Source organism: Sanguibacter sp. Z1732 (genome assembly GCF_051020515.1).
Lineage (GTDB): Bacteria > Actinomycetota > Actinomycetes > Actinomycetales > Beutenbergiaceae > CALKWS01.
This window is the reverse complement of sequence record NZ_CP194857.1, coordinates 203,857-229,347: the sequence shown is the minus strand read 5'-3', so window position 1 is coordinate 229,347 and position 25,491 is coordinate 203,857. Positions and strand designations below refer to the sequence as shown.

Annotated in this window: 30 protein-coding genes, 6 pseudogenes and 2 riboswitches; of the genes and pseudogenes, 24 read left to right on the top strand and 12 right to left on the bottom strand. The window is 71.6% G+C overall.

Annotated elements, in window-relative coordinates; all coding sequences use genetic code 11:
• The first annotated feature begins 113 nt into the window (after window positions 1-113).
• Window positions 114-231, top strand: a riboswitch (cobalamin riboswitch).
• A 102-nt stretch (window positions 232-333) separates the two neighbouring features.
• The 7 genes from ACRRRO_RS01490 to nrdJ all read left to right on the top strand — a co-directional run bounded on the left by ACRRRO_RS01490 (window position 334) and on the right by nrdJ (window position 6,895).
• On the top strand, window positions 334-1,041 hold the full coding sequence (locus tag ACRRRO_RS01490) for a hypothetical protein (protein ID WP_424797579.1): 708 nt from the start codon (window positions 334-336) through the stop codon (window positions 1,039-1,041).
• A 4-nt stretch (window positions 1,042-1,045) separates the two neighbouring features.
• The gene (locus ACRRRO_RS01485) at window positions 1,046-1,891 is read left to right on the top strand and encodes a CbiQ family ECF transporter T component (protein WP_434080951.1); all 846 of its coding nucleotides are present in this window, start codon (window positions 1,046-1,048) and stop codon (window positions 1,889-1,891) included.
• Window positions 1,876-2,121, top strand: coding sequence for a hypothetical protein (locus ACRRRO_RS01480; RefSeq protein ID WP_434080950.1), 246 nt, complete (start codon window positions 1,876-1,878; stop codon window positions 2,119-2,121). Before ACRRRO_RS01485 ends, ACRRRO_RS01480 begins: the two co-directional genes overlap by 16 nt.
• Window positions 2,118-3,056 carry an ABC transporter ATP-binding protein gene (locus tag ACRRRO_RS01475; RefSeq protein WP_434080949.1) on the top strand — a complete coding sequence of 313 codons (939 nt, stop codon included), beginning with the start codon at window positions 2,118-2,120 and terminating at the stop codon, window positions 3,054-3,056. Before ACRRRO_RS01480 ends, ACRRRO_RS01475 begins: the two co-directional genes overlap by 4 nt.
• A 41-nt stretch (window positions 3,057-3,097) precedes the next feature.
• A complete protein-coding gene (locus ACRRRO_RS01470) occupies window positions 3,098-3,817 on the top strand; it encodes an ATP-binding cassette domain-containing protein (RefSeq protein ID WP_434080948.1) in 720 nt (239 codons plus the stop codon).
• Window positions 3,814-4,680, top strand: a complete 867-nt coding sequence (locus tag ACRRRO_RS01465; RefSeq protein WP_424797576.1) for an ECF transporter S component — start codon at window positions 3,814-3,816, stop codon at window positions 4,678-4,680. The genes ACRRRO_RS01470 and ACRRRO_RS01465 overlap by 4 nt, the downstream gene beginning before the upstream one ends.
• Before the next feature lie 94 nt (window positions 4,681-4,774).
• Window positions 4,775-6,895 carry a ribonucleoside-triphosphate reductase, adenosylcobalamin-dependent gene (gene nrdJ / locus ACRRRO_RS01460; RefSeq protein WP_424797575.1) on the top strand — a complete coding sequence of 707 codons (2,121 nt, stop codon included), beginning with the start codon at window positions 4,775-4,777 and terminating at the stop codon, window positions 6,893-6,895.
• Between the two features lie 107 nt (window positions 6,896-7,002).
• On the opposite strand, the gene ACRRRO_RS01455 is transcribed toward nrdJ, so the two are convergent.
• Together ACRRRO_RS01455 and ACRRRO_RS01450 are read right to left on the bottom strand one after the other, a co-directional pair.
• Window positions 7,003-7,881 carry a hypothetical protein gene (locus ACRRRO_RS01455; protein ID WP_434080947.1) on the bottom strand — a complete coding sequence of 293 codons (879 nt, stop codon included), beginning with the start codon at window positions 7,879-7,881 and terminating at the stop codon, window positions 7,003-7,005.
• A gap of 134 nt (window positions 7,882-8,015) precedes the next feature.
• Window positions 8,016-8,417 (bottom strand): annotated as a pseudogene (locus ACRRRO_RS01450) (glutamyl-tRNA reductase); the annotation flags it as partial.
• Between the two features lie 44 nt (window positions 8,418-8,461).
• Here ACRRRO_RS01450 and hemE point away from each other — a divergent pair.
• The 11 genes and pseudogenes from hemE (at window position 8,462) to ribH (ending at window position 18,806) form a co-directional block, all read left to right on the top strand.
• Window positions 8,462-9,510 (top strand): annotated as a pseudogene (gene hemE / locus ACRRRO_RS01445) (uroporphyrinogen decarboxylase).
• Entirely contained in the window at window positions 9,507-10,913 is a 1,407-nt protein-coding gene (locus ACRRRO_RS01440) for a protoporphyrinogen/coproporphyrinogen oxidase (RefSeq protein WP_424797572.1), read from the top strand. Before hemE ends, ACRRRO_RS01440 begins: the two are co-directional and overlap by 4 nt.
• Window positions 10,910-11,890 carry a hydroxymethylbilane synthase gene (gene hemC, locus ACRRRO_RS01435; protein ID WP_434080946.1) on the top strand — a complete coding sequence of 327 codons (981 nt, stop codon included), beginning with the start codon at window positions 10,910-10,912 and terminating at the stop codon, window positions 11,888-11,890. Before ACRRRO_RS01440 ends, hemC begins: the two co-directional genes overlap by 4 nt.
• Window positions 11,880-12,701, top strand: a complete 822-nt coding sequence (locus ACRRRO_RS01430; RefSeq protein ID WP_434080945.1) for a uroporphyrinogen-III synthase — start codon at window positions 11,880-11,882, stop codon at window positions 12,699-12,701. The genes hemC and ACRRRO_RS01430 overlap by 11 nt, the downstream gene beginning before the upstream one ends.
• Window positions 12,701-13,701: pseudogene (hemB, locus tag ACRRRO_RS01425) on the top strand (porphobilinogen synthase). The gene ACRRRO_RS01430 and the pseudogene hemB overlap by 1 nt, the downstream one beginning before the upstream one ends.
• Complete coding sequence (hemL, locus tag ACRRRO_RS01420; RefSeq protein ID WP_424797568.1) at window positions 13,698-15,017, top strand: glutamate-1-semialdehyde 2,1-aminomutase; 1,320 nt, start codon at window positions 13,698-13,700, stop codon at window positions 15,015-15,017. The pseudogene hemB and the gene hemL overlap by 4 nt, the downstream one beginning before the upstream one ends.
• 71 nt (window positions 15,018-15,088) lie before the next feature.
• A riboswitch (FMN riboswitch) is annotated at window positions 15,089-15,216 on the top strand.
• A pseudogene (locus tag ACRRRO_RS01415) lies at window positions 15,201-15,578 on the top strand (hypothetical protein); the annotation flags it as partial. It overlaps the preceding riboswitch by 16 nt.
• 242 nt (window positions 15,579-15,820) lie before the next feature.
• Entirely contained in the window at window positions 15,821-16,336 is a 516-nt protein-coding gene (locus ACRRRO_RS01410) for a RibD family protein (RefSeq protein ID WP_434080944.1), read from the top strand.
• A 12-nt stretch (window positions 16,337-16,348) separates the two neighbouring features.
• Complete coding sequence (locus ACRRRO_RS01405) at window positions 16,349-16,948, top strand: riboflavin synthase (RefSeq protein WP_424797566.1); 600 nt, start codon at window positions 16,349-16,351, stop codon at window positions 16,946-16,948.
• A gap of 26 nt (window positions 16,949-16,974) precedes the next feature.
• A complete protein-coding gene (gene ribB, locus ACRRRO_RS01400; protein ID WP_434081623.1) occupies window positions 16,975-18,327 on the top strand; it encodes a 3,4-dihydroxy-2-butanone-4-phosphate synthase in 1,353 nt (450 codons plus the stop codon).
• Window positions 18,324-18,806, top strand: a complete 483-nt coding sequence (ribH, locus tag ACRRRO_RS01395; protein WP_424788312.1) for a 6,7-dimethyl-8-ribityllumazine synthase — start codon at window positions 18,324-18,326, stop codon at window positions 18,804-18,806. Before ribB ends, ribH begins: the two co-directional genes overlap by 4 nt.
• Before the next feature lie 145 nt (window positions 18,807-18,951).
• Here ribH and ACRRRO_RS01390 read toward each other — a convergent pair whose 3' ends face one another.
• The 3 genes from ACRRRO_RS01390 to cmtR all read right to left on the bottom strand — a co-directional run bounded on the left by ACRRRO_RS01390 (window position 18,952) and on the right by cmtR (window position 19,821).
• Window positions 18,952-19,194: a hypothetical protein gene (locus ACRRRO_RS01390; protein WP_424797565.1), complete on the bottom strand. Its 243-nt coding sequence runs from the start codon at window positions 19,192-19,194 to the stop codon at window positions 18,952-18,954.
• Between the two features lie 12 nt (window positions 19,195-19,206).
• Entirely contained in the window at window positions 19,207-19,347 is a 141-nt protein-coding gene (locus tag ACRRRO_RS01385) for a hypothetical protein (RefSeq protein WP_424797564.1), read from the bottom strand.
• 117 nt (window positions 19,348-19,464) lie between these two features.
• A complete protein-coding gene (cmtR, locus tag ACRRRO_RS01380; RefSeq protein WP_424788310.1) occupies window positions 19,465-19,821 on the bottom strand; it encodes a Cd(II)/Pb(II)-sensing metalloregulatory transcriptional regulator CmtR in 357 nt (118 codons plus the stop codon).
• A 47-nt stretch (window positions 19,822-19,868) separates the two neighbouring features.
• On the opposite strand from cmtR, the gene ACRRRO_RS01375 reads away from it, so the two are divergent.
• The 3 genes from ACRRRO_RS01375 (at window position 19,869) to ACRRRO_RS01365 (ending at window position 21,926) form a co-directional block, all read left to right on the top strand.
• Window positions 19,869-20,861, top strand: a complete 993-nt coding sequence (locus ACRRRO_RS01375; protein ID WP_434080943.1) for an aldo/keto reductase — start codon at window positions 19,869-19,871, stop codon at window positions 20,859-20,861.
• 82 nt (window positions 20,862-20,943) lie between these two features.
• Window positions 20,944-21,300 (top strand): PadR family transcriptional regulator, encoded by a 357-nt coding sequence (locus ACRRRO_RS01370; protein ID WP_424797562.1) that lies wholly within the window; start codon window positions 20,944-20,946, stop codon window positions 21,298-21,300.
• Complete coding sequence (locus ACRRRO_RS01365) at window positions 21,297-21,926, top strand: hypothetical protein (RefSeq protein ID WP_424797561.1); 630 nt, start codon at window positions 21,297-21,299, stop codon at window positions 21,924-21,926. Before ACRRRO_RS01370 ends, ACRRRO_RS01365 begins: the two co-directional genes overlap by 4 nt.
• A gap of 4 nt (window positions 21,927-21,930) precedes the next feature.
• Here the strand turns inward: ACRRRO_RS01365 and ACRRRO_RS01360 are convergent, their stop codons facing one another.
• The 5 genes from ACRRRO_RS01360 to ACRRRO_RS01340 all read right to left on the bottom strand — a co-directional run bounded on the left by ACRRRO_RS01360 (window position 21,931) and on the right by ACRRRO_RS01340 (window position 23,583).
• Complete coding sequence (locus ACRRRO_RS01360; RefSeq protein ID WP_434080942.1) at window positions 21,931-22,161, bottom strand: hypothetical protein; 231 nt, start codon at window positions 22,159-22,161, stop codon at window positions 21,931-21,933.
• Window positions 22,162-22,309: 148 nt separating this feature from the next.
• Complete coding sequence (locus ACRRRO_RS01355; RefSeq protein WP_434080941.1) at window positions 22,310-22,618, bottom strand: esterase/lipase family protein; 309 nt, start codon at window positions 22,616-22,618, stop codon at window positions 22,310-22,312.
• Window positions 22,619-22,620: 2 nt separating this feature from the next.
• Window positions 22,621-22,809 (bottom strand): hypothetical protein, encoded by a 189-nt coding sequence (locus ACRRRO_RS01350; protein ID WP_434080940.1) that lies wholly within the window; start codon window positions 22,807-22,809, stop codon window positions 22,621-22,623.
• Entirely contained in the window at window positions 22,797-23,426 is a 630-nt protein-coding gene (locus tag ACRRRO_RS01345) for a pentapeptide repeat-containing protein (RefSeq protein WP_434080939.1), read from the bottom strand. The genes ACRRRO_RS01350 and ACRRRO_RS01345 overlap by 13 nt, the downstream gene beginning before the upstream one ends.
• Before the next feature lie 13 nt (window positions 23,427-23,439).
• Window positions 23,440-23,583 carry a hypothetical protein gene (locus ACRRRO_RS01340; RefSeq protein ID WP_424788304.1) on the bottom strand — a complete coding sequence of 48 codons (144 nt, stop codon included), beginning with the start codon at window positions 23,581-23,583 and terminating at the stop codon, window positions 23,440-23,442.
• A gap of 65 nt (window positions 23,584-23,648) precedes the next feature.
• On the opposite strand from ACRRRO_RS01340, the pseudogene ACRRRO_RS01335 reads away from it, so the two are divergent.
• Together ACRRRO_RS01335 and ACRRRO_RS01330 are read left to right on the top strand one after the other, a co-directional pair.
• Window positions 23,649-23,768: pseudogene (locus tag ACRRRO_RS01335) on the top strand (ArsR family transcriptional regulator); the annotation flags it as partial.
• Window positions 23,769-23,826: 58 nt separating this feature from the next.
• Complete coding sequence (locus ACRRRO_RS01330) at window positions 23,827-24,624, top strand: helix-turn-helix transcriptional regulator (protein WP_434080938.1); 798 nt, start codon at window positions 23,827-23,829, stop codon at window positions 24,622-24,624.
• Between the two features lie 9 nt (window positions 24,625-24,633).
• Here ACRRRO_RS01330 and ACRRRO_RS01325 read toward each other — a convergent pair whose 3' ends face one another.
• The gene (locus tag ACRRRO_RS01325; RefSeq protein WP_434080937.1) at window positions 24,634-24,804 is read right to left on the bottom strand and encodes a bile acid:sodium symporter; all 171 of its coding nucleotides are present in this window, start codon (window positions 24,802-24,804) and stop codon (window positions 24,634-24,636) included.
• Here ACRRRO_RS01325 and ACRRRO_RS01320 point away from each other — a divergent pair.
• Window positions 24,785-25,165: a hypothetical protein gene (locus ACRRRO_RS01320; RefSeq protein WP_434080936.1), complete on the top strand. Its 381-nt coding sequence runs from the start codon at window positions 24,785-24,787 to the stop codon at window positions 25,163-25,165. The two genes, ACRRRO_RS01325 and ACRRRO_RS01320, sit on opposite strands and share 20 nt — an antisense overlap.
• On the opposite strand, the pseudogene ACRRRO_RS01315 reads toward ACRRRO_RS01320, so the two are convergent.
• Window positions 25,055-25,414, bottom strand: a pseudogene (locus tag ACRRRO_RS01315) (bile acid:sodium symporter); the annotation flags it as partial. The gene ACRRRO_RS01320 and the pseudogene ACRRRO_RS01315 overlap by 111 nt on opposite strands.
• Window positions 25,415-25,491: the final 77 nt, after the last annotated feature.

Here is a 25,491-nt window from a genome sequence, read left to right as displayed (position 1 = left end):
AGGCTCTGCCAGGAAGGACTCGCGCTGCCGGGGCCGAACGGGACGCCCGGGGTGGATGGGGCGTGCCGGAGCCCCCCGGTGCTGGTGCCGGCGTTCCGCAGGCGGCGTGAAGCGGCTATGGTCGGACCAGGCCCTGCCGAGGGGAAGCCGGTGTGACTCCGGCACTGACCCGCAACCGTGAATCGGGACATCCCGATCAGTCGGAACACCTGGGTCGGGCCGGAAGAAGTGGCTCTGTCCGTCGTGGTCTGCGGAGGGGAGTCCGTAGGCGCCGGCGGTGCACGCGCACCCGGCGGGCCGAGGACCCTGCCGTGACCGCCAGAAAGGCGTCCGATGTCCTCCCTACGCACCCGCCCCCGGCGCAGGCTCGCGCTCGCGCTCACCGCCGCCGCCGCACTAGTGCTCGCACCGGCCGCACTCGATGCCCCGGCGGCCGCCGACGCCGCGCCCGGTGCGGACGGGGTCACCGTGGTGGTGGACTTCACGGACCTGGGCGGGACGATCGAGGTCGGCTTCGCCCCGGGGGACCCCGCTAACGGTCGCGAGGCGCTGGAGGGTGCCGGCTTCACCGCCACCGACTCGACACCGGGGATGGTCTGCGCGATCGACGCGATGCCCGACCCGTGCCCGGAGGAATTCGACGGCTCCTTCTGGTCCTACTGGACCGGGACATCGGGGGAGTGGGTCGCGCACACCGCCGGTGCCGATGGCACCGATCCCGCACCCGGGGACGTCGACGGCTGGCGCTACCACGACGGGAACGCCGGGCCCCAGATCACACCGCAGGACGCACTCGAGGAGAGCGCCTCAGGGGCCGGCGCCCCCGCGGACGACGGTGCGGACGGCGGGGAGGACGACGACGCTGCACCGGGGTCGGACGAGGCCGCCGCGGACGATGGTGCGTCCGACGACGACGCCACCGACGACGCCACCGACGACGGCACGGCCTGGGCCGGCACCACCATCTGGGTGGTGCTGGCGCTCGCCGTGCTCGTGCTCGCGATCGTGACCGCCGTCTGGCTGTACCGCCGGCGGCCCTGAGCCGATGACCGCCGTGGCCCCGGCCCCTCCCACCCCGCTGGTGCGCCCCCGGGTTCCGGAACTGCACCCGCTGGCCTGGTGGGCCTGGGCCGGGGCGGCGGTGATCGCGCTGACCCGCACTGGCGATCCGGTGGGGGTCCTGCTGCTCACCGGTGCGGTGGTGGCGGTGGTGCTGTGGCGCAGGTCGGCGGCGCCCTGGACCCGCATCTTCCGGCTGTACCTGATCATCGCCGCGGCGGTCATCGTGCTGCGGTTGGGCTTCTATGTGCTGTTCGGCATCCGCACCGGCGGGCCGGTGCTGGTGCCCCTGCCGGCACTGCCGCTGCCGGAGTGGGCCGGCGGCATCTCGCTGCTCGGTCCGATCGAGTCCCGTGGGCTGGTGCACGCGTTCTCCGGGGCGATCGCCCTGGCCGCGATCATCGTGTGCTTCGGCGCAGCCAACGCCCTGGCCAACCCCAAGCACGTACTACGCCATCTGCCCGGCGCGCTGCACGACCTGTCCACCGCGGTGGTCATCGCGGTCACGGTCACCCCCCAGCTCATCGCCTCGGCTCGCACCGTCCGGCGGGCCCGGCGGCTACGGGGCGTGGAGGGCTCCGGCCCCCGGGTGGTGCTGGGCTACGTGCGGCCGGTGCTGGCCGACGCGATGGATCGCGCGATCGCCCTGGCCGCCTCGATGGACTCCCGTGGCTACGCGCGCACCCGCACCCGGGCCTCGGCCGGGCTGAACCTGGCCCTGCTGGTGGCGGTCCTGCTCGCCGGCGTGGGCACCTACGGCTGCTCGACGCCACGATGCCGGGTTGGCTGGGTCTGCCGGTGCTGGCGGGTGCGGCAGTGCTGGGCGTGCTGACCACCGCCCACGCCTCCCGCCGGGTCCGGCGCACCCGGTACCGGGCGGCTCCGTGGCGGATCCGGGAGACCGCGGTGGTGGCCTGTAGCGCGTCGGCCGCCCTCGCCGTCGTTCTGGCCGGTGACCGGGCGCACCCGGACCCGCTGCCGTGGCTGGGCCTTCCGCTCGGCCTCATCGCCGCAGCGCTCCTGCTGGTGGCGCCGGCGCTACTGGGACGGGGTGGGCGATGATCCGCTTCGAATCGGTCAGCCTGGTCTACCCGGGATCGACCGCACCGGTGCTGCGCGATGTGCACCTGGCGATCCCCGAGGGGGAACTGTGCCTGGTCACCGGTGCGACCGGTGCGGGAAAGTCCAGCCTGCTCGGTGCCGCGTGCGCCCGCGTGCCCCACTTCACCGGGGGCGTGCTGACCGGCCGGGTACTCGTGGACGGGCGGGACACCGAGACGCACCTTCCGCGCGACCTGGCCGATCTGGTCGGGGTCGTCACCCAGGACCCGCTGCTGGGCTTCGTCACCGATACCGTCGAGGAGGAACTGGCCTTCGCCCTGGAACAACTCGGCCTGCCCCGCCCGGTGATGCGCAAGCGGGTCGAGGAGGTCCTGGACCTGCTCGCGCTGGCCCCGCTGCGGGACCGGGCGCTGACCGAGTTGTCCGGCGGGGAGCAGCAGCGGGTGGCCATCGGCGCGGTGATGACGGCCCAACCGCGGATCCTCGTGCTCGACGAGCCGACCTCCGCGCTGGACCCCGGCGCGGCCGAGGACGTGCTGGCGGCCCTGACCCGGTTGGTGCACGACCTGGGCGTGACCGTGCTGCTGGCCGAACACCGGTTGGAGCGGGTGATTCAGTTCGCCGACTCCGTTCTCGAGGTCCATCCCGATGGCACGGTCACCTACGGCGACCCCGGGACGGTCCTGGCCGCCATCACAGTGCGCCTCCGGTGGTGGAGCTGGGCCGCCTCGCGGGGTGGGACCCGGTGCCGCTGTCGGTGCGGGACGCGCGCCGGCGTGCCGGGCCGTTGCGCACACGGCTGGGGCCGCCGGACGGTGACGGCGCGCGGGAACCCGGCAGCACCGGCTCGCCCCGGTCGCGGCGGCCGGCAAGGACCACCGACGACGACGCAGGCGGACCGGGAACCGGCGGTGCACCCGGGCATGGGCTGCTGAGCGCGCGCGGCCTGAGCGTCACCTACGGAGGCGTCACCGCGGTGCACGACCTCGACCTGACCCTGCATGCCGGTGAGGTCCTGGCGGTCATGGGTCGCAACGGCTCCGGCAAGTCCTCCCTGCTCTGGGCCCTGCAGGGCACCGGATCACGCTCGGGCGGGCGGGTGAACCTGCTCCGCGCAGCGGGAACACCGGACCCGGCCGCGTTGTCCCCGGCCCGGGCCCGCCGCCACGTGGCCCTGGTGCCCCAGACGCCGGCACACCTGCTCTACCACCAGTCGGTGGCCGCCGAATGCGCCGCAGCCGACACCGATGCCGGGGCGGCCGACGGTACCGCCGCGGACCTGCTCGACCGGATCGCTCCCGGCCTGGACCGGGCCAGGAACCCCGCGGACCTGTCCGAGGGCGGACGGCTGGCGCTGGCGCTCGCGGTCCAACTGGCCGCCGACCCGCCGGTGCTGCTTCTGGACGAACCGACCCGCGGCCTGGACTACGGCGCCAAGGAAGCGCTGGCACGGGTGCTCACCGCTCGTGCCCGGGCCGGCCACGCCGTCGTCCTGACCAGTCACGACGTGGAGTTCGTGGCCCGCTGCGCCCACCGGGTGGTGACGTTGGCGCAGGGACAGGTGGTGGCCGATGGCCCGGCGCGGGAGATCCTGGTCGCCTCGCCCACCCTGGCGCCGCAGACCGCGAAGATCCTGCACCCGCTCGGCTACCTGACCGTGGCCGAGGTGCGCCGGGCACTGGAGGCGCGGGCATGAGCCGGGGTCCGGACGCTACCCCGGCCGTGCCCCTGCGGCCCCGGACCCTCGTGGTCCTGGCCGCCGCCACCGCGGTCGGCCTGGTCATCTTCGGCTGGCCGTTGGTGATGACCGAGGGATTCATCCAGGTCGATCATGTCCCGATCGCGCTCGGTCTGGTGCTGAGCCTGGTGCTGGTGGTGCTGCTGGTGGCGCTGGCCGACGGGGGGATCGGGGTGAAGGCGATCGCGCTGCTGGGCCTGCTCTCGGCCGTGGGGGTGGTGCTACGACCCCTGGCCGGCGGCACCGCCGGGATCGAGACCGTCTTCCTTCCGCTGGTGCTCGGTGGGCGGGTGCTGGGCCCCGGCTTCGGGTTCGCGCTGGGCTCCACCACGCTGTTCGCCTCGGCGCTGCTCACCGGCGGGGTCGGGCCCTGGTTGCCCTACCAGATGCTGGCCGCCTCCTGGGTGGCGATGGGTGCGGGTCTGTTGCCCCGCGGGGTGCGCGGACGGTGGGAGGTCGCCATGCTCGCCGGGTACGCCGTGATCGCCTCGGTCGGGTACGGGTTGGCGATGAACTTCTCCTTCTGGCCCTTCCAGCTCGGCCTGGGCACCGAACTCTCCTTCGTCCCCGGCGCGGCGGCGGGGGAGAACATCCAGCGGTTCCTCGTCTATGCGGTGACCACCTCACTGGTGTGGGAGATCGGGCGTGCGATCACCACGGTGGTGGGCATCGTGGTGATCGGTCCGCTGGTGCTGGCCACCCTGCGCCGGGGGGCCAGCCAGGTCGGGTTCGCACCCGCTCCGGCCGCTGTGGTGCGACACGCCGACGGAGGACACGCCGACACGCCGGACACAAGATCTGGTGGTCGTTCCGAACCCTGACTACTAGGTGTAGTGTTGGTCATCCAGCGAATTACATTGATGTCGTTCACGCCCCAGCCGCGTCCCAGCCACACCGAAGAAAGCAACTCACCTGATGTTCTCCTTCCAGCTCCCGTCCACGTTCGTCGACTCCTACGCCACCCGGCAGGTGCCGTGGGGCTATGCCGACGCCGCCGGCAACTCCCTGGGTGAGATCACCTTTTTGCGTACCTACTCGCGCCAGCGGGAGGACGGCACCAAGGAACGCTGGCACGAGGTGTGCAGCCGGGTGGTCGAGGGCATGTTCTCCATCCTCAAGGACCACTACACCTCCCAGCGCCTGCCCTGGGACGAGGCGGAGGCGCAGGAGATGGCCCAGGACGCCTACGAGCGGCTGTTCCAGCTCAAGTGGACCCCGCCGGGCCGGGGCCTGTGGGTGATGGGAACCCCGCTGGTCAACGAGGTGGGCAACTCGGCTCCGCTGCAGAACTGCGCGTTCGTGTCCACCGAGGACATGACCGAGCAGGACCCCTCGGCGCCGTTCACGTTCCTCATGGAGGCCTCGATGCTCGGGGTCGGGGTGGGCTTCGACACCCGCGGGGCCAAGAAGGGCTTCACCATCGCAGACCCAACGGTGCACGACTCGGCCACCGGCCTGGAGATCGACGCCGACGGACGCGCACTGCGCCCGGTGGTGGAGACCGGCACCCCGGTGTTCACCATCCCCGACACCCGCGAGGGCTGGGTGGACTCCACCGCGATGGTGATCGACGCCTACCTCAAGGGCACCGAGCTCCCGGCGATGGACTACGCCCAGATCCGCCCCAAGGGCGCACCGATCAGGACCTTCGGCGGCACCGCCGCGGGACCGGCGCCGCTGCACCGGCTGCACACCGCGATCCGGGGTGTGCTGCACGGCCGCGGCGGCCAGGCCCTGACCACCCGGGACATCGCCGACATCGGCAACCTGATCGGTGTGTGCGTGGTGGCCGGCAACGTGCGCCGCTCCGCCGAGATCCTGCTCGGGGAACTGGACGACCCGGACTTCCTCAACCTGAAGAACCCCGAGGTCTTCCCCGAGCGCAACTCCTACGACGCGCAGGCACCTGGCTGGGCCTGGATGAGCAACAACTCCGTGGTGGTCAACTCCGGCGATGACCTGTCCGGCGTCACCGAGGCGATCTCCCGCAACGGTGAGCCCGGGGTGATCTGGCTGGACACCACCCGTGCCTATGGGCGTCTGGCCGACCCCGCCGACCACAAGGACCACCGGGTGATGGGCTACAACCCCTGCGCCGAGCAGCCCCTGGAGTCCTTCGAGTGCTGCACCCTGGTGGAGTCCTTCCCCTCCCGCGCGGAGTCCAAGGAGGACTTCCTGGCCACCCTCAGGATCGCCTTCCTCTACGGCAAGATCGTCACGCTGCTGTCCACCCACTGGGAGCGCACCAACGCGGTGATGCAGCGCAACCGGCGGGTGGGCACCTCGATGTCGGGCATCGCCGACTTCGTGGACAACCACAGCACCGAGGTGCTGGTCGAGTGGATGGATGAGGGTTACCGGGCGGTCCGGTCCTGGGACGCGGAGTTGTCCGAGAAGCTCGCCGTGCGCGAGTCCATCCGCACCACCACCGTCAAGCCCAGCGGGACCGTGTCCATCGTGGCCGGGGTCTCCCCGGGGGTGCACTGGGCCCCGGGCGGGACCTACTTCGACCGGGCGATCCGGTTCCGCAACGAGGACCCGCTGGTCACCCTGTTCCAGGCCGCCGGGTACCGGGTGGAGCCGGCCAGCGAGGACCCGACCGGCACCACCGTGATCTTCTTCCCGGTCAAGTCCGCGGCCCGCCGCTCGGAGAAGGACGTGTCCCTACGGGAGAAGGCCGAACTGGCCGCGCTGGCCCAGAGGTACTGGTCGGACAACTCCGTCTCGGTGACCCTGTCCTTCGACCCCGAGTCCGAGGGCGACCAGATCGGGGACATCCTGACCGACTACGCCGGCCGGCTCAAGACCGCCTCGTTCCTGCCGCAGGGCAATTTCACCTACCCGCAGATGCCCTACACCCAGATCACCCGGGAGGAGTACGAGGCGGCCACGAAGAAACTCATCCCGGCCTTCCTCGATGCGATCTACGACGGCGACATGGAGACAATCGACGCCATCGGTGAGGCGTTCTGCGAGACCGACGACTGCGAGATCGACGACCTGAAGATCAACGCGGACTTCAACGCCGCCACCTGAAGCCACGGACCGAAGGGCTACGCGGTACCGTCGCGTCCGGCTGCGGCGAGACCGGTTCCGTGCCGGACACGCGGTACCGTCGCGTCCGGCCGGGTCGAGGCGGACGGTCAGCTCGGGGAGACCAGGGCGCGTGCGTCCGGCATGGTTCCGGCGGCGCACGTGTCGTGGGCCGTCGCGCGGCGCGGACGGTCCCGGGGTAGTGGGTCCTCGCGCTGGACCTGCACGCCGGTGACGAGGGCCAGCGCCTCGATGAACTGTTGACTGCGGCCCTCCCGGCCCGCTGCGCGTGCGGCGACAGTGGGGTCATGGAGGAGTTTGGCGGCCAGCCGGCGTAGGGCTTGCGTCGCCTGGCCGGCGTCCACCACACCGGACATCGGTAGCCGGGCAAGCTCTGCCTCGAGCGCACCACCGACGTGCTCACGCATGGCGACGACGACATCGTCCATGGCCCTCTCCGCCCTTCGTCCGAAGAACTCCTCGACCTCTTTGGCGAGGATCTCCTGGGCGCGGTGGACCTGGCCGTCGGTCGCTGCCGGTGCGTGGCTGCGTACGGTGTTCAGGTCCAGCAGCACCAGACCCGGAAGGTCGGCCACACCGGCGGCGACGTCGCGACGGAGGGCCAGATCCACCAGAACGAGGGGAGTCCTCGCGGGCGATCTCATCGCCAGGGCCTCGGAGGCGGTTTCGACGTCGATGACCGGGGTGCCCGTGCCACGGCAGCAGATGACGAGGTCGGCGGTCGCGAGTGCCGCGACCAGACCGTCGGCGGCCAGGGGCACGACGGCGTTCTTCGCCGCGAACTCCTCGGCCCGGTCGGAGGAGGACCAGACGCTGATGTCGGCGCACGACCGCTTGCGCAGGGCGGCGACGGTCGCACCGGCGTAGGCGCCGGTGCCGACGACGACGGCGCGCGCTCTCCGGCCCAGGTGCCGGCGGGCACCCGCGGTCCGTCCGCGTCGCTCCAGGCGGGAACTTCCCGCGGACAACCCGCACGCGACGTGCGTGCTGAGGCGAGGTCGATGGCAACGGACACGACCGATCGACCGGCGGCGGCCAGGTCGGTGGACACGGCGATGCGGCGCGATGCCCGGGAGGCGCGCTGGAAGACGTCCTCGAGCGTCGGTGACGTCGTCCCGTCCGCGCGGGCGGACTGCAGGGCGCGGCGAAGTTGACCGGCGATCTCCCGCTCACCGACGACCATGGAGTCCAGGCCCGCCGCCACCTCGAAGACGTGCCTGACGACCTCCTGGCCGACGGCGTGGGACGTGCGGGCGGCGACGTGTGCGCGCGATGTCCCGGATGTCTCGGCGAGTGCCTGGCGGGCAGCCTCGATCGCGTCGGTCTCGGCCCCCGCCGGCTCGAGGTAGATCTCGACCCTGTTGCAGGTCGAGAGAACGAGCACACCTTCGACCGCGGGATGGGCGGCCAGGCGAGCCCCGGCGGCTTCGGCACCGACCGAGAGTCTCTCGAGTTCTGGCAGGGGTACGTCGTGGTGGTTGGCAGCGAGAATGGCGAGCGGCATTCTGGCAGGTTAACTAACCCCGCGAGGTTTGACACAATGCTTGAGTGAATTCATCTGATGATCCCTCGTCGACCCCCTCCGCCCTGTTGTCCGCGTACTCCGGGCTCCGGCCGGAACGACTGCCCGTGTGGTTCATGCGTCAGGCCGGCCGGTCCCTGCCGGAGTACTGGAAGGTCCGGGAGGGAACCGAGATGCTCGAGTCCTGTCTCCGGCCGGAGTTGTCGGCGGAGATCACCTGCCAGCCGGTGCGGCGGCACGGCGTGGATGCCGCGATCTTCTTCTCCGACATCGTCATCCCCCTGCGACTGGCGGGTGTTGACGTCGAGATCGTCCGGGGTGTGGGCCCGGTCATCGGCTCGCCAGTGCGCACGGCCGCCGACGTCGACCGCCTCACCGCACTACCCGGCGGCGACATGACGGCGATTCGCGAGGGCGTCGGCATCGCCGTGCGCGAGCTCGACGGTGGGAGTGAACCGGTCCCGCTCATCGGTTTCGGTGGTGCCCCGTTCACCCTGGCGGCCTACCTCGTCGAAGGGCGGCCCTCACGGGATCACCTCGCCGCCCGAACGATGATGCACGCAGACCCGGCCGCATGGGCCCGGTTGATGACCTGGGCGGCGGACCGCACCGCGGAGTTCCTCCTCGCCCAGATCGATGCCGGGGCACGCGCGGTCCAACTCTTCGACTCGTGGGCCGGTTCGCTGTCGGTCACCGATTACAGCGAGCGGGTCGCGCCCTACTCCGCCCGCGTCCTGTCCGCTGTCGAGGGCCTGGTGCCGCGGGTTCACTTCGGGACCGGCACCTCGGAGATCCTCACTCTCATGCGCGACACCGGTGCTGAGGTCGTCGGGGTGGACCACCGGATCGGCCTCGACGAGGCTGTCCGGCGACTAGGTCCCCACACGTCGTGCAGGGCAATATCGACCCGGCACTGCTCGCCGCGCCGTGGGACGTGCTCCAGCGGCACGTGGAGGATGTGATCGACCGGGGGCGATCCGCCGCTGCGCATGTGCTCAACCTCGGCCACGGTGTTCCTCCCGAGACGGATCCCGCCGTCCTCACCCGCATCGTCGAACTCGCGCACGCGCGATGAGGGATGCAGTGGACGTCGTCGTCGTCGGCGGCGGTATCGGCGGCCTCACGGCGGCGTGGGAACTGGCCCGCAGCGGACGCCGGGTCACGTTGGTCGAGGCCTCCGACCATCTCGGTGGGCTCGTGCGTCCGCTCGACGTCGGCGGTGTGATCGTCAACCGCGGGCCGGAGGCGTTCGCGGTACGGCGGCCCGCGGTGGCCGAGTTGTGCGCCGAACTCGGGCTGCCCACGGAGCTGCCCGCGCACGGTTCGTGGCTGGTCACCCCGGAACAGGGCGCCTTCCGTGCCCCGGCCCGCGCCATGCTCGGCATCCCCGCGGACCCGAGCGCCCCCGACGTCGTCGCCGCCATCGGTGAGGCCGCGGCACGACGCGCGGCACTGGACGCCGATCTGGGCCCGACCCCCGGCTCCGACGCCCGCGACCTCGCGACGCTCATCACCGTTCGGATGGGCGAGGGGCTGCTCGAACGCCTCGTACGGCCTCTGGTCTCGGCGATCCACGGCGCCGATCCGTCGGTGCTACCGGTCGACAGTGTCATGCCGGGCCTTCGCGATGCGCTACGGCGCACCGGGTCGCTTGCCGCCGCCGTCGCCGCGACCCTGCCCGAGGGGCCCGCCGTCGCGTCCGTCACCGGAGGCATGCACCTCCTCGCCGAGGCCCTCGCGGAGGCCGCACGCGCCCACGGCGCCACCTTGCTCACACGCGCCCCGGTCGCCGCGATCGAGTCCGGTTCCCGCGGGCGCTGGCGGGTCGTGGTCGCCGGCGGCACGGACGTCCCGGAGGCGCACGACGTCGTCGTGGCGACGTCCGGGGCCGCCACCCTCGCGCTCCTACAGCCGCACGTGGACACCCACGCGTTGCGGACGACGACGGGTCAGCCGACGACCCACATCACGCTACTCCTCGACGCTCCAGAACTCGACGACGCCCCTCGCGGTAGCGGAGTCATTGCCGCAGAGGGGGTGCCCGGGGCCAAAGCGCTGACCCACGTCACCGCGAAGTGGGACTGGGCCGCCCGGGCCGCCGGGCCAGGGCGGCATGTGATCCGACTCTCCTACGGCCGGCCGGGGCAGGAACCACCCCCCGATTCCGTCGACACCGTCACGGACGCCGCCCGCCTGCTCGGCACCGATCTTCGGGCCGACCAGGTGCGCGACAGCAGGGTGGTCCGCCACGCCGGAGCGCTCGTTCCGGCTGATCCGCACGTTCGAGATGCGGTGCTCGACCTGTCCCGGACGATGGCCGGGCGTGGCCTTCACCTTGCCGGCGGGCTCGTCGCGGGGACGGGATTGCCCGCCGTCGTGACGCGGTCGCGGTCGCTCGCCGCGATGCTGGGCGGCCCGGCCAGCGCGCCCGCCCTTCGTGCGGCTGCACGGCCTGCCGATGAGACAGTGGCACTGTGAGCGCCACCTCCGACTCGAGTCCCTGGGTGCTGGGCACCCGGGGCTCCGACCTCGCCCGGACCCAGGCCGGAGGCGTCGCGGACGACCTCGTTGCCGCCGGCGCCGGGCCCTTCGAACTGCGCATCGTGCGCACCGAGGGAGACGTCCGCACCGAGTCCCTCGCCTCGCTCGGTGGTGCCGGCGTCTTTGCCGGAGCACTGCGCGCGGCGCTGGGTGCGGGGACGGTCGACGTCGTCGTCCACTCGCTCAAGGACCTCCCCACGGCGCCTGCCCCGGGGTTACGGATCGCCGCCGTCCCGGTTCGTGCGGATGCCCGGGACGCGCTGTGCGCACGGGAGGGTCGCACCCTCGACACACTGCCGCGAGGCGCCCGTGTCGGAACGGGGTCCCCCCGCCGAGCCGCCCAGCTGCGCGCCGCCCGCCCGGACCTGGACGTCGTCGACATCCGCGGCAACGTCCCAACCCGGCTTGCTCGCACCGAGAACGATCTCGACGCCGTCGTGCTCGCGCTCGCCGGCCTCGCGCGCATCGGGCTCGCCGGCCGCGCGACCGACGTCCTCGACCCGGTCGCGATGCTGCCGGCTCCCGGTCAGGGTGCGCTCGCCATCGAGACCCGCGTCGAGGTGCCTGAGCCGCTGGGTCGGGCCCTTGCGGCCCTGGACCATCTGCCGACCCTGATCGAAGTCACCGCCGAGCGCCAACTCCTCGCCAGTCTGGAGGCCGGCTGCGCCGCCCCCGTCGGTGCGCTCGCGACCCTGGAGGGCGAGACGCTCAGGCTCGAGGCGGTTGCGGCGGCGATCGACGGTAGTCGGGTGCTGCGCTCGTCCGGGACGACGTCGGTGGACCTCACGGGCCGGCGTGATGATGTGCTGGCGAGCGCTCGCGAGCTCGGCCACGAACTCGCACCGAACTCATCGGGCAGGGTGCCGGCGAACTCGCCAGGGCAACCCCGTGACCGAGGCGTCGGTGAGCAGTGACTCCCCGGCTCCGGGCTCGCCGCTCTCGGGCCTGCGAGTGCTCGTCCCGCGGGCCGGCGCCGAGGACCCGATCGCGCGCGCGGTCCGGGAGGCCGGGGCCGTGCCCGTGACCGTCGCACTCACCGAGACCGTGCCGGCCCACGACACCGTGATGGAGCGTGCCCTCGCACTCGGCGGTGCTGCGTGGCTGGTGCTCACCTCTGCTCGCACGGTTTCGGTGCTCGCGGACTACGCGGCCCGGACCGGGGCACCGCTCGGGGAGCGCCTTCGCCGTGCCGTTGCGGCCGGCACCCGACTGGCCGTCGTCGGCCCCGCCACCGCGGCTGCGCTCGCCGGCATCGGGCACCCGCCCCACCTGTGTGCCACCGCCCCGGAGTCGGCCAGGACGCTCCTGGCCGGCTTCCCCCGTCTCGGCGGCGGCGGTCGCGTGATGATCCTGCCGTGCTCCGCCCTCGCCGCGCCGGAACTGGTCCGGGGACTGCGCGAGCGGGGTTGGGACGTCGACCGCCAGGACGTCTACACCACCCGGGGCGCGGACCTCGACGCCGCCACGCGGGCACGGCTGACCGAGCCGTGGCCGGACGTGATCCTCCTCACCGCGGGCTCAACGGTTCGCGCCCTCGTGGCGCTTCTCGGTCCGCCGCCCTCCTCCACCGCCATCGCCGTCATAGGCGACCCCACCCGGCGCGCCGCCGAGCAGGCCGGGTTACGGGTCGGCGGCGTCGCGCCCGAGGCGACCCCGGCAGGCCTCATCGCTGCCGCCGCCCAGTCACTCCGTCACTGCCACCCCGACCCAGGAGCCGACCACTGATGTCCCCCATGCCTCCGCTCGCCGACCGCCCGCGGCGCCTGCGTGCCAGCGCCCCGTTGCGCCGACTCGTCGCCGAGCACCGCCTCTCGCCCTCCGACCTGGTGCTGCCCGTCTTCCTCGCCGAGGACGCGAGGGAGTCGCGTCCGATCTCCTCGATGCCGGGGGTCGTCCAACACACCGCGGACTCACTGCGCGCTGCGGCACACGAGGCCGCCGCTGCAGGTGTCGGCGGCATCATGCTGTTCGGAGTACCCGCCGTCCGCGACGCCGACGGCTCGGGCGCTACTGACCCGGACGGGATCGCCAACCGTGGTCTGGCGATGCTGCGGGAGGAGGTCGGCGCGGACGTCGTCATCATCTCCGATCTGTGCCTCGACGAGTTCACCGACCACGGTCACTGTGGTGTGCTGGCGGCGGACGGCTCGGTCGATAACGATGCGACGCTTCAGCGGTACGCCGAGATGTCGCTCGCCCAGCACGAAGCCGGCGCACATGTTCTGGGTCTGTCCGGCATGATGGACGGCCAGGTGGCCGCCTGCCGTGCCGCGCTGGACGAGGCCGGTGCCACCAGCGCCGCCATCCTCGCGTACTCGGCGAAGTATGCCTCCGCCTTCTAGGGCCCTTCCGTGAGGCGGTGGACTCCCGGCTCCGTGGCGATCGCCGCACGTACCAGATGGACGTCGCGAACCGCACCGAGGGCACGCGCGAGGCGCTTCTGGACCTCGCGCAGGGCGCCGACGTCGTCATGGTCAAGCCGGCGCTCGGCTACCTCGACGTTCTGTCCGACGTCGCCTCGGCCGTCGACATCCCGGTGGCCGCCTACCAGGTGTCGGGCGAACTGGCGATGGTCGAGGCGGCCGCGGCGAACGGCTGGCTGGACCGGGGCCGCACCATCCTCGAGACGCTGACCTCCATCCGCCGCGCGGGAGCCGGCATCATCGCCACCTACTGGGCCACCGAGGTGGCGGGCTGGCTCACCGGACAGCAAGGAGAGAAATGACCACGAACGATGATCTGTTCACCCGGGCACTCGGCGTCATCCCCGGGGGCGTGGACTCCCCGGTCCGTGCCTACGGCTCCGTTGGCGGCAACCCCCGCTTCGTCGCCGCGGCGTCCGGTGCTCGCATCACCGACGTCGAAGGACGCACCTACGTCGACCTTGTGGCCTCGTGGGGGCCGGCACTGCTCGGTCACGCGCACCCCGAGGTCGTCGCCGCCGTCCAGGACGCCGCGGCTGACGGGCTGTCCTTCGGTGCGCCCACGCTCGGTGAGATCGAACTGGCCGAGACCATCCGCGAACGGGTGCCCCCGGCGCAGCGGGTGCGCCTGGTCTCCACCGGAACCGAGGCCACGATGACGGCGGTGCGCCTCGCGCGGGGCGCCACGGGCCGTGACCTCGTCGTCAAGTTCGCCGGTTGCTACCACGGTCACGTCGACTCCCTGCTCGCCGAGGCCGGCTCGGGCGTGGCGACCTTCGGCCTACCTGGTTCCGCCGGGGTCCCGGCGGCAAGCGCCGCACAGACGATCGTGGTGCCGTACAACGACATCGGCGCGATCGAAGCGGTGTTCGCCGAGCGCGGCGAGGAGGTCGCCTGCGTGATCACCGAGGCCGCACCGGCCAATATGGGCGTTGTCGCACCCGCTGCCGGGTTCAATGCGGCCCTGCGGCGTCTCACCGCGCAGCACGGTGCGCTCCTCGTTCTCGACGAGGTGCTGACCGGATTCCGCGTCGGTCCGGCGGGCTGGTGGGGGCTCGAGGGTGCCGAGGAGTCCTGGGCCGCGGACCTCATGACGTTCGGCAAGGTCGTCGGCGGCGGGATGCCGCTGGCCGCGGTTGGGGGTCGTGCAGAACTCATGGAACTCCTTGCCCCGACCGGGCCCGTCTACCAGGCCGGGACCCTGTCCGGGAACCCGCTGGCAACCGCGGCCGGGCTCGCGACGCTCCGGCTCGCCGACGCGAGCGTCTACGCGCACGTCGACCGCGTGGCGGGCGTCATCGCGCAGGCTGCCGGGCAGGCCCTCTCCGCGGCGGGTGTGCCGCATGTGGTCAACCGGGCCGGGAACCTCTTCTCCGTGTTCTTCGGTCCGGACGCCGCGACCGGTGGCGTCCACGACTACGCCGGTGCCACGGCGCAGGAGTCGTGGCGCTATCCGGCATTCTTCCAGGCGATGCTACAGGCGGGGGTGGCCCTGCCGCCGAGCGTGTACGAGGCGTGGTTCCTCAGCGCAGCACACGACGACAACGCTGTGGACGTCATCCTCGAGGCGTTGCCGCGCGCGGCCCGGTCCGCCGCCCGGGCGCTGCCACCTGGTTGATGACGCCGGCGCCGCGGTGCACGGCGGTTTGGCTGTCCCTGGGAAGTGTGCCATGCTGCTGTCCAAGCAACACGTGCTCCGGGGTCGGTGAAATTCCGAGCCGGCGGTGACAGTCCGCGACCCGCGCGTCTGATGACAAGCGGTTGACCTGGTGGAACTCCGGGACCGACGGTGAGAGTCCGGATGGGAGGCAGCACTGTTGGCGCCGCCGTCGAACGACGACGGCGCCAGTGGCATCGTGCGTCCTCAGGCACCCCGGCTCACACCGAGGCAAGAGGAGACCAGGTGCCGGACGACGCTATCAACCGGGCGCTCCAGCGCGCGCTCGTGCTCGCTCGGCGGGGACCGCAGCGCGGTGGCAACCCCCGCGTGGGGTGCGTCATCATCGGTTCCTCCGGCGCCGTCCTCGCTGAGGGTTGGCACCACGGTGCCGGAACCGAACACGCAGAGGCCGCAGCCATGGCGGCGGCTGACCGTTCCACGCTCCGGGGTGCGACCGCCGTCATCACTCTGGAGCCCTGTCACCACAGCGGACGCACCGCGCCCTGTTCGCAGGCGCTGCTCTCAGCCGGGATCGCCCGGGTCGTGTATGCGGTCCGCGACCCCGATCCGGTCGCCGCCGGTGGCGCACAGTGGCTCCGGTCGCAGGGGTTGGAGGTTCGCACCGCACGGGAGGCGGAGGTGCCCGACGACGTCGTCCGCGGTGCCGAAGCACTCACCGAGGCCTGGGTCACCGCCGTGGAGCGTCGGACGCCGTGGGTCCTGGGCAAGATGGCGGCCAGCCTGGACGGCCGGGTCGGGCGGTGGACGGCACCTCGAAGTGGATCACCGGACCGGTCGCCCGCGACCATGCCCACGCGGTGCGCGGTGACGTGGACGCCATCGTCGTGGGCACAGGCACCGTCATCGCCGACGACCCCGCGCTCACCGCACGCCGGGCCGGCGGCACGCTGGCAGACCACCAGCCGCTGCGGGTGGCCGTCGGCCATCGTTCCGTGCCCGCCTCAGCCGCGATCCGCAACGGCCCGGGGGACTGGCTCCACCTCACGACACGCGACATCCCCTCGGTCCTCGCGCGGCTCTGGGATGTCGGCGCCCGCCGCGTCCTGATCGAGGGCGGCCCGACCCTCCTCGGGGCCGCCGTGCGCGCCGGCGTGGTGGACGAACTGCACAGCTACGTCGCGCCGGTCCTGCTCGGAGCGGGCCCGGCCGCCGTCCCCGACCTCGGTGTGTCAACCCTCGCTGACGCGCACCGCCGACACACGACCGACGCACAACACCTGGGTGAGGACATCCTCGTCGTCACCCGACGAGCCTGAGGAGTTCTGGCGATGTTCACCGGACTTGTCGAGGAGGTCGGAACCGTTGACGACCGGACCGATCTTGACGGCGCCGCCGTTCTCGCTGTCACCGCGACCACCGTCCTCGAGGACCTGCGCACCGGCGACTCCATCGCGGTCTCCGGGACATGCCTGACTGTCACCGAACTGGACGAGCGCGGCTTCACCGCCGACGTCATGCCCGAGTCGCTGCGCCGGACGACCCTCGGTTCGCTGGCGCCCGGCGACCCGGTCAACCTCGAACGCGCAGTTCGCGTGGATGCTCGGCTGGGCGGCCACGTCGTCCAGGGGCACGTCGATGGCGTCGGCACGGTCCTGCAGCGCAGACCCGGCCCCCGATGGGACGAGGTCGACCTCGGGATGCCCGTCGCCCTCGCCCGGTATGTGGCCGAGAAGGGATCCATCACCGTCGAAGGGGTATCGCTCACGGTGACGTGGGCCGGCGACGAGGCCTTCGGAGTCGCGCTCGTCCCCACAACTCTGGAGCGGACCACCCTCGGTACGCTGGCTCGGGGGGACAGGGTCAACCTCGAGGTCGACGTCGTCGCCAAGTACGTCGCACGCCTACTCTCGGTGAGGGCTGACGTGTGAGTGTCGCGAAGGTTCCTGCGCGATCGGTGCCCTCGGGTGGCGCGGTTTCAGCGCACCGGGAACGCGTCGACGCCGCTCTGGCGTGCCTGCGCGACGGGCGCCCTGTTCTCGTGGCCGACGACCGGGACCGGGAGGACGAGGTCGACGTCGTCCTTCCCGCGGCGACGGCCACCACCACATGGGTTGCCTGGACCATCCGGCACACCTCGGGCTACCTGTGCGCCCCGCTTCCCGAGCACCGGGCCGACCACCTGGAGCTGCCGGTCATGGTGCGCCGCACCCAGGATCCACGCGGCACGGCGTACACCGTGTCCGTCGATGCCTCCGGCGGCGTGGGCACCGGCATCTCAGCGGCGGATCGCGCAACGACCCTGCGAGTGCTCGCCGACCCGACCGCCGGTCCAGCCGACCTCATCCGGCCCGGTCACGTCCTCCCGCTGCGCGCCCTACCCGGCGGCGTCCTGGAGCGGCCCGGACACACGGAGGCCGCTGTTGACCTGTGCCGCCTCGCCGGCGTCGGTGACGTGGCAGCCATCGCCGAACTCGTCGAGGACGACGGCACGATGACCAACCGTGCCCGGGCGGCGGTTCTGGCGCGGCGCCACGGCCTCGCCCTACTCACGATCGCAGACCTCATCGCCTACCGGAGTGCCGAGGGTCGGCCTGCGGTTCCGGCACCGGCACACACCTCGAACCGGGTCCGCGCCCGCGGGACCGCCCGCCTGCCCACCCCGCACGGCGTATTCGACGTTCACGCCTATGCGGACCTGCGCACCGGGGATGAGCACCTCGCCCTCACCGCACCCGGCCCGATTCATGACGGCGGCACCGCCGCGCGCCCGGACCCACTGGTTCGCCTGCACTCGGAGTGTCGTCGCACCGGGGATGCGCTCGGATCCGCGCGGTGTGATTGCGGGGAGCAACTGCGCACCGCCATGGCCCGGGTTGCCAAGGAAGGCGGCGCGGTGATCTACCTCGGCGGTCACGAGGGCCGCGGCATCGGGCTTCTCCCGAAGATCGCGGCGTACGCACTGCAGGATGCCGGGGCCGACACCATCGAGGCGAACCTCAGGCTGGGCCATCCCGCCGAGGCGCGCGAGTACGGCGCGGCCGCGGCGATCCTCACCGACCTCACGATGCGCAGGATCCGGCTGCTCACGAACAACCCCGCCAAGGTCACCGGCATGACCGACGCCGGTATCGAGGTCAGCGCCGCGCTCGGGCTCGACGTGGGTCACACGCCCCATAACCATCGCTACCTGGAAACCAAGAGGACGGCCATGAACCATCATCTGCCGAGTCTGGACGCCCGCATGGGTGGCACAACCACTCCCCGCCCCGCCGAACGCGGAACCGACGCCACGGAGGACCTGTCATGAGCGGTCCGGGAGCGCCTACCGTCACACCCGACGGCGCAGGCCTCACGGTCACGGTGGTCGCCGCGCAGTGGCACGCCACGGTCATGGAGGGCCTCATCGCCGGAGCCCTCCGCGCCACGCACGAGGCCGGTGCTGTCGCGACTCTCCTGCGGGTTCCCGGTTCGTTCGAACTCCCGGTGGCTGCTGCCGCCGCCGCTCGGGCCGGCGCGGACGCAGTCGTCGCGCTCGGCGTCGTGATCAGGGGGGAGACCCCGCACTTCGACTACGTCTGTCAAGCCGCGACGAACGGCCTCACTGACGTCACGGTACGAACCGGTGTGCCAGTCGGCTTCGGACTGCTCACCACCGACGACGAGGCGCAGGCCCTGGACCGGGCGGGGCTGCCCGACTCGCGAGAGGACAAGGGAGCCGAAGCAGCCCAGGCAGCCATTGCGACGGTACTCTCCATTCGCCGCCTCGACGGCCGCGACCGGATCTGACTGCCCGATCGTGACCGGCGAGTAGGTGCTCGGAGAACCTACTCGAGCGGGTTCTTGCGATCGACGTCGGGCTCCCGTCCCCTCAGCAGCCACGACGCCGCATGAGCTCCCGCCGGGTCAGGAGGGAGCCGGCTGCTCCGCCGCCTCAGTCGCGCTGACGGCGTGTGTGGTCGGCCGGTTCGTCGCGGTTCATCTCCTCCAGGACCTCGACGGGCGACTCCACCTCCCCGCGCCACGCCTCGATGCCCTCACGGATCGCCAGGAAGGCGACCACCAAGGCCGCGACGGAGTCGGCCCAAGCCCAGCCGAACAGGGTGTTGAGCAGCAGACCGATCAACACCGTGCCGGACAGGTAGACGCAGAGCACCAGCTGCCTGGCATCGGCCATCACACTCTTGGACTAGAGTTCACGGCCGGTTCGGTGCTCCAGCCAGGCCAGCGCCGGCATCACGATCAGGCTCAGAGCCGCGATGCCGATACCCAACGGGGAGGAGTCGACGTCCGGGGTTCCGGTCAGGGAGAGCACCGAGTCGGTGATCACGGGCGCCGGCCCAGATCGCGACGATGGCTTCCAGGACGTTGTAGGTGATGGTGAAGGCGACGATGAAGCGCACGCGGCGATCGAGGGTGGTGCGGCGCGCTGCGGTGACCGCAGCGGTCATGAGGTCCTCGCGGCGCAGCAGTCGGGGACGGGGCAGGCGGAATCCATACACGGTGCGTCCTCATCGACGGCCAGCGTCACCTCGATCAGGACGGTCAGGGCGCGGGCCAGGTGTGGATCGGCGATCTCATACCGTGTCCGGCGGCCCTCCGGTTCGGCGACGACGATGCCGCAGTCGCGCAGGCAGGTGAGGTGGTTGGACACGTTCGAGCGGGTCAGCCGGAGATCGCGGGCCAGCGCGGCCGGGTAGCTCGGCGCGTCCAGAAGCGTCATGAGGATCCGGGACCGGGTCGGGTCCGCCATGGCCCGGCCCACCCGGTTCATGACGTCGAGATGGTCGGCAATAGTCAGCACCCGATGACTATACAGCGGTGACTGTACTAGTTTGTCGCGCCCGTCTGATGACGGCAGCGCTCGGGGTCGGGCTGGCAGACTGGCCGGTGCCGTACTCCCACGACGAAAGGTCTGCACCGGTGCCTCCCGACATTCCGACCCTGGCCACTCCGTCCGCCATCACGCTGGGCACCTCCGGGCTGGGGCAACCGGACGACGCCGAATCCGAGGCCGCGCAGGTGCGTGCTGCCGTGGCGTTGCTGGGCAGTGAGCACACGCTCATCGACACCTCCAACGCCTATGGCGGGGGCCGCAGCGAACTCATCCTGGGGAAGGCGATCGCCGAGGCCGGTGGCGTGCCGGCGGGCAAGCAGATCGTCTCCAAGGCTGACGCAGAGCCCGGTACCGGCGTCTTCGACCGGGATCGGGTGATGCGCTCCTTCGAGGAGTCCATCACCAGGCTCGGGCTGGACACCCTGCCGCTGTATCAGTTGCACGACCCGTACACCATCACCTTCGCCGAGGCGATGGGCACCGGGGGTGCGGTACAGGGTCTGGTGGAACTGCGTGAGCAGGGCGCGATCGGTGCGATCGGCGTGGCCGCCGGACCCACCTCGATGCTCACCGAGTTCGTGCGTACCGGCGCCTTCGACGTGCTGCTCACCCATAACCGCTACACCCTCGTGGACCGCTCGGCAGCGGACCTGATCAGCGAGGCGGCCACCGCGGGCATGACGGTCCTGAACGCCGCTCCCTACGGGGGCGGGCTGCTCGCCGGTGGCCCGCGGGAGGGGGCGACCTACGCCTACCAGGCTGCGCCGTCGGCCCTGTTGGCCTGGCTGGAGAGGCTCCAGCAGGTCTGCACCGCGCACGGGGTGCCCAGCGCGGCGGCCGCGCTGGCGTTCTCGGCCCGCAACCCCCACATCGCCTCCACGGTGGTGGGCGTGCGTTCACCGCAGCGGCTGGTCGAACTGGATCGGTTGCTGGCCACGGAGGTGCCCGCGCAGATCTGGTCCGCGATCGAGGCGCTCGGCGTGCCGCCGTCAACGATCGAGGACTGAGGGTTCGATCGCGGACGCCGGCAAGGTGATGAGCAATGCCATCTAACTTGCATAGCAACCTAGGTTGCTTTACGTTAGCGGGATGGCGACGCCGTCGACCCAGGAGTGGCCCGCGCAGTGGCTTCGCGGCCCGCTTCCGCTGTGCGCGCTAGAGGTGATCGCGCGGCACGCACCACTGCACGGCTACGCGATCACCCAGCACTTGGAGGAAGCCGGCCTGGGCAGCATCGGGGGAGGCACGCTCTACCCGCTGCTCGGCCGGTTCGAACGGGACGGGCTGGTCAGCACCGACTGGGTTGCCGGCGCGAACGGCCCGGCTCGGAAGGTCTATGTCCTGACCGAGACCGGCGTGCAGCGACTGCAGACCGATGCCGAGCGCTGGCACCGGTTCGCCGAGATCACCACCACGTTGCTCGCCAAGGAAGGGGCGCCGGCATGAGCACCTCGATCGATGAACTGTATGACCGGATTCCCCACGTCGACCGCCACTGGGCGGCCCGGGCGATGACCGAGCTGCGGCTCCGCGATGTCAGCGGCGCGGACATCGGTGCCGCCATGGCCGAGGTCGACTCCCACATGGCTGAGCACGGCGGTGACATCCATGAGGTATTCGGTGATCCCGCGACCTATGCGGCCGCACTCGACCTGCCCGACACCGACAGGCTGCGTGGGTCCCAGTGGGTGGGCGTCTGGCTACCGTCCCTCCTGTTGTACGCCGGGGTCAGCATGCTCCTGGGCGCCGTGGTGCAGGCCTTCGGTGGAGGTGGGCTGCCGCTGGCCCCGATGGGGATCGTGCTCCTGGTTCTCGTGGCCGTGGCGTGGGCGGTCGTCCGGTGTGACCTGCTCCGGGTGATGGTGACCCGGCCGGTGGTCAGCGGGGTGGTGCTGGCGGCACTCATCGCCGGAATCGGCGTCCTCACGGCGCTCGTACCCGGTCCGTGGCTGGATCTGGCCCCCGCGGTGGCGATTCCCGCCGGAGGTGCCCTGGTCGCGGCAGGGATACTGCTACTGGAACGCCTCCGGCGGCGCGCGGTGGCCAACGCGATCACGCTACCGCGCGCCTAGGGACCTACCCGGTCAGGGTCGAGATGATCTGCGCGAGTTCTCCGGGCCGGGTCAGCATCGGCCAGTGCCCGGAGTCGATGTCGACGAAGGTGACCTGCTCGGCCTTGGTCAGTTCGGGCATCTCACCGGCCCTCAGCCACGCCTCGGCGTCCTCGGCGCTGTACTCCGGGCACACCAGCACCACCGGCACGGCATAGCGGCGCTCATCGCGCAGGTGCACCACCCCCTTGGTCACCGTGCCCGGAACCGGGATCGCCGCTGCGCTGAAACGGTCCTTGGCAGCCTGGTCCAGGTCGGCGGAGTCGGGGCCCTCGAAGGCTTCCCAGCCGGGGAAGGGAACCTGCCCGTTGGTGGGTTCGAAGAAGTCGGCGTAGGTGCCGCCGTCAGCGGCCGGGGAAGCCGCCGATCAACGCGACCGTGGCGACCTCCTCCGGCCTGGCATCGGCCGCGATCCAGGCCAGGGTGCACGCGGCCGAGTGCCCCACCACCAGCACCTGACCGGATGCGGCGTCCACCGCCTGCAGCACTGCCTCGACCTGGTCGGCGAGCGTGGCCTGCTGCCCGGCGGAGCCGCTGGTCTGCCCCGGGAGCGCCACCGGGTGCGGGCGGTGGCCGAGTCGTCGAAGTTCGCCGGCCACCTCGTCCCAGGCGCTCGCGTCCAGCCACAGCCCGGCGATCAACACGATGTCCATGCTCATCCCTCCTCGTTCGCCAGAATATCCAGGTCACGTTCGGCGTACCGCCGGTGCTCCCACTGCTCGACCAGCACGATCCACAGGCAGGTCCTGACCGGGAAGTCCTCCGCCTGCGGCCAGCCCGGTTCGGTGCGGGTCACCGTCGCCTCCAACTGCTCCGGGGTCAGGTCCTCGATCACCCGGCGCACCGAGGCGGTGTGCGCCGGTCCCGGACCGCCAGCACCTCGTCCAGGGTCGGACGGGCCTGGCGGTCCCACGGGATTCCGTCCCAGCCGGGCGCTTCGTCCCAGGGCAGGTCGAGCGGGTGCCAGGGGGAGAGCTCGCCCAGGATCATCCGATCCACCCAGGCGGCGTTGGCGAAGTTCAGGTGGCGCAGGGTCTGGATGAAGGACCACTCCTCATTGACGCTGCGATGCAGGATCTCGGCATCGAAGGTGCGTGCGCGTTCGATGGTGCCCTGCCACAGGCGCTCCAGGGTGGTCCAGGCCCGGCCGAACTCCTCCGGAGTGCTGGCCCGCAGGAGGGTGCGCTCGGGCTCGCGCCGGTCGAGTTCCGCCTCGATGAGGGGGCCGACGTCGACGCCGTTGATCACGACGTTGCGCAGTTCACCATCGATCGTGACGTCGACCAGCTCGGCACCGCGCACCCGGGTCCCGGCGAATAGCGACCCGCGGATGTCCGCGCCGGAGAAGTCGACCGAGCGCATCCGGGCGTCGGTGAACCGGACCCTGGTCAGGTGGGCCTCGCGCAGATTCACCCGCTCCAGGTTGGCGCCGGCCAGGTCCCGGTCGGTGAGATCGGTCACAACCGGGCCCCGCTCATGCCGAGCGGGTGCCGCGCCTGCGGCGACGTCCGGAGTGGCGGGCCGACGCGCTCTGCGGCCGGATCAGGTCCCACTCCGGTGGGTCGGTCGGGGTGCGCACCACGTGCAAGCCGAGTGCGGCATTGGTGAGTTGTTCCATGACTCCTCCTTCGTTGCTTACCACCGTAGAAGCCATTCCGGACGATCTGCTTCCGCCTTCTTTAGATGCCGTACTACCGTGGTCCGATGACCGACCTGAGCCCCACCGCCCGTGCGTTGCGCGCGTTGGAAATCCTGCACGCCCGCCCGGGGGTGACCGCCGAGGAGCTGGCCCAGCGGCTGGATGTCAGCGAACGCGCCGCCCGGCGCTACATCGGCATCCTGCGCGAGGCCGGGATCCCCGGTGGAAGCGACCCGCGGCCGCTACGGCGGCTACCGGCTGGGCCGCGGCACCCGGCTGCCGCCGGTGACGTTCACCGAACTCGAGGCGCTCGCGCTGGTGATGGCGGTGCTGGACAGCCACCCCACCGCCACCGATGACGACGACGCGGTGGGCCAGGCGCTGGGCAAGGTGATCCGGGCGCTACCCCCGGCGATCGGCCGCCAGGCCGGGGAGATGCGCGCCCATGCCGCGGCTGCACCGGATCCCTATCAGGCCCAGGCTGACCCCGCCATCGCCAGTGCGCTGATCGCCGCTGCTGCAGCGCACCAGCGCACCCGGATCACCTACCGCAGCAACCCGGACCGGGAGTGGGACGCCGACGTGGACCCGTGGTCGGTGGTGGTGCGCTTCGGGCGCTGGTACCTGCTCTGCTTCGCCCACCACGTGCGCGCGGTGCGCACCTACCGGGTGGACCGGATCTTGAAGGTGCAGCCCGGCACGTTCACGTTCGAACCGCGCCAGGACCTGGACCCCGTGGCCGAACTGGAAGAGAATCTCGGCCTGGGCTGGCCGTTCGAGACGCGGGTGGTCTTCCACCATACGCAGGACGAAGTGAAGCAGTGGGCGCATCCGGCGATGGGCCGCCTCGATGACCATGCCGAGGGGTGCCTGCTGAGCGGGACCACCAGCGACCCGTACATGTACGCCGCGGAGTGGCTGGCCCGCATCCCGCTGTCCTACCGGGTGGAGGGCGGGGCCGAACTGCGTGAAGCCGTGGTGGCGCTGCGGGATCGACTCGGCGTGGCGGTGTTCGGGTAGGGGACCGGGTCAGCGGTCGGGGAACAGCCGGGGCACCAGCCACAGGCAGGCGATCATGCCGAACAGTTCCACCAGCGCCTGGATCACGATCACCAGCGCCACCACCTCCCACCCGGGCGGAAGCGCCAGTGCCACCGGTAGCACCAGGAACGAGTTCCGGGTGGCCAGGGTGAAGGCCAACGTGCGACCCCTCGCCGGGAGCGAGGCCCACGAGAAGGGTGCTCATCCTGGCCACCACCAGTGCGCCGGCGAGGAAGACTGCGGCGACGGTGACGACGACCGGCACCAGGTGGGCGGCCCCGAGCGCGGCATCGGTGTGGGCCGCGGCGACGGCGAAGATGACCGATCCCAGCAGGGGCACCGGGGCGTGTCCCAGGATGTTCCGGATCTGCTCACCATCACGGCGCCGGCGCAGCGCCGGCTCGGTCAGCACCGCAGCCAGCAGCGGTCCGAGCACCACGAGCAGCGCCGGCCACAGGTCGGCGAGGTCCAGTGCGGCGCTGATCCGGGTACCGGCCATCAGCCACAGGTAGGCAGGTAGGAGGAGGAACTGCAGAAGGAGATTCACCGGCGTCAGCGCGATCGCGGCCGGAGTGTCACCGCGACCCAACTGCGTGAACGTGATGAACCAGTCGGTGCACGGCACCAGCAGCACCAGGAGCAGTCCCAGCCGCAGCGCGTCGTCGGCGGGGGTGAACTGCAGCACGAGCCATACCAGGGCCGGCATGATCAGGAAGTTGCCGGCCAGCGCAGACGCGAGAAATCGACCATCGGCGAAAGCCGCTGCCATCGAGCGCAGCGGCACCTGGGTGAAGGTGGCATAGAGCAGCAGGGCCAGCGCCGGCCAGACCGCGATCTCCAGCGCGA